Origin of the sequence: Daejeonella sp. (assembly GCF_049655485.1) — a bacterium.
Lineage (GTDB): Bacteria > Bacteroidota > Bacteroidia > Sphingobacteriales > Sphingobacteriaceae > Daejeonella.
Window position 1 is genome coordinate 1 of the sequence record NZ_JBASJU010000043.1, and the last position, 2,503, is coordinate 2,503.

At 44.6% G+C, this 2,503-nt stretch carries 2 protein-coding genes; both read right to left on the reverse strand.

From position 1 onward, the window contains the following. Positions 1 to 695: isoaspartyl peptidase/L-asparaginase family protein (locus tag WBJ10_RS02015; RefSeq protein ID WP_424287878.1), on the reverse strand; the 695-nt coding region annotated here is incomplete at its 3' end. A 127-nt stretch (positions 696 to 822) separates the two neighbouring features. Continuing rightward, positions 823 to 2,503: aspartate--tRNA ligase (aspS, locus tag WBJ10_RS02020; protein ID WP_424287879.1), on the reverse strand; the 1,681-nt coding region annotated here is incomplete at its 5' end.

Genomic DNA, 2,503 nt, shown 5'->3' on the forward strand with positions numbered 1-2,503 from the left:
GGAGAATCGCCCACGCGTCCATGCATCTTAAAAGCCATACCGCTGGTTGTACAAGCACCGGCAAGATTACCTTTTGCATCTATCGCCAGCATCCCAATAGTATCATGATTGAACTTATTTCCGGGCAGCTTATTCGGCCTAAACTTGTTTTCGATGTTGATTTGGGGTTTATATTCAGATTTCTTTAGCCACTCCTTCCATGCCTTTTCAGATTCGGGTGTTAAAAGATTTTCTTCCTTAAAGCCTTGCTGAATCGCAAACTGAAGTGCACCGTCTCCAACCAGCATGACATGAGGTGTTTTCTCCATCACTAAACGGGCTACAGAAATTGGATGCACGATGTTTTGCAAAGCTGCCACACTACCGCAATTTCCAAATTCATCCATGATACAGGCGTCCAGGGTTACCTTGCCATCTCTATCAGGATATCCGCCAATACCGACGGTAGGATTATTTGGATCAGCCTCTGGTACATGAACCCCCTTTTCAACAGCATCAAGCGCACGTCCATTATTTTTAAGGACATTCCATGCAGCAGCATTGGCAGCAATGCCAAAGTCCCAGGTGGAGATAACAATAGGATTGTCTAATACAGGAGGCGAACTGTGATTCAGATTACCTGCGAATGAACTCCCCGCGAGCAATGAAGCCCCGGCCAGGGATGTGGTTTTGAGAAATTTTCGGCGATCTACCATGATTAAAGGTAGCGAATTTGAGCAAAGAACAAGGAACAAAGAGTAAGGACTAAGCTTCTTAACCGAGCCATTTGTACTTTACGTAAATTCCATCGGAGGGCATTGTCCAACACTTATTCCTTGCTCCCTAAACGGTGGTATTAATCTTCAGTTCCTTCAACTGCTCTTCCGCAATCGTCGACGGTGAATCGATCATCACATCACGTCCGGAATTGTTCTTAGGGAAGGCGATTACATCACGTATAGAGTCTAGACCAGCGAAAATCGAAACCAAACGGTCGAAACCGAAGGCAATACCGCCGTGTGGAGGCGCCCCATATTCAAATGCATCCAATAAAAATCCAAATTGCTTTTGTGCTTCTTCGACGCTGAATCCCAGGTGTTTAAACATTAAAGACTGTAGTGCCCTGTCGTGAATCCGGATAGAACCTCCGCCTATTTCAGTACCGTTGATGACCATGTCGTACGCATTTGCCCGAACCTCTCCTGGGTTAGTATCAAGCATCGCTATATCTTCTGGTTTTGGCGAAGTAAAAGGGTGGTGCATAGCATGGTAACGCTGGGTGTCTTCATCCCATTCTAATAGCGGAAAATCAAGTACCCACAGTGGTGCGAAAACATTCTTATCTCTCAAACCTAAGCGGTTACCCATTTCAAGTCTTAATTCACTTAATTGTTTGCGGACTTTATCTTTTACACCAGCCATGATAAGGATTAAATCTCCTGGCTGTGAATTAAAAGCCTCCGACCATTTCTTGAGTTCATCTTCATTGTAAAACTTGTCGACAGAAGATTTCAAACTACCATCTGCGTTATGACGCAGATAGATAAGTCCGGTAGCCCCAATTTGCGGGCGCTTAATAAAGTCAGTAAGTTCATCGACTTGTTTCCGCGTATATTCCGCACAGTTCTTCGCATTGATACCAATAACGAGTTCGGCATTGTCGAATACCGGGAAGTCTTTGCCCTTAACAATAACGTTCAGTTCAACGAACTGCATTTCAAACCTGGTATCTGGTTTATCAGATCCATAAAGGCGCATCGCATCTGCATATTGCATCCTCGGAACATCAATCAGATCAACGTTCTTGACGTTTTTAAATAATGCACGAATCAATCCTTCGAAAACATTTAGAATATCCTCCTGCTCAATGAAAGCCATCTCACAGTCGATCTGCGTAAATTCTGGCTGGCGGTCAGCGCGAAGATCTTCATCCCTGAAACATTTCACAATCTGAAAGTATCGGTCGAAGCCGGATACCATTAATAGCTGCTTAAATGTCTGCGGCGATTGCGGAAGAGCGTAAAATTCACCCGGATTCATTCGGCTTGGAACAACGAAATCGCGGGCTCCCTCAGGTGTCGATTTTATTAGAACTGGCGTTTCCACCTCGATAAAGTCAAGGCCGTCTAAATATTTCCGAACTTCTTGTGCCATTTTATGTCTGAGCACAAGATTGTTTCTTACCGGATTACGACGAAGGTCGAGGTATCTGTACTTAGCCCGAAGGTCTTCACCTCCGTCAGTTTCATCTTCAATCAGAAATGGTGGAAGCTTCGCCGCATTCAAAAGTTCCATATTGGAAACCTTTATTTCAACCTCCCCTGTTGGCATTTTAAGATTCTTACTGGAACGTTCTATAACTTTCCCGCTAACCTTAATAACAAATTCACGTCCCAGATCACGAGCCTGTGCCCTCAAATCCGCGTTATCGTCAGAATTGAAAGTTAATTGCGTAATTCCGTACCGGTCGCGCATATCAACAAAGGTCATACCTCCCAGGTCGCGTGATTTCTGCACCCAGCCT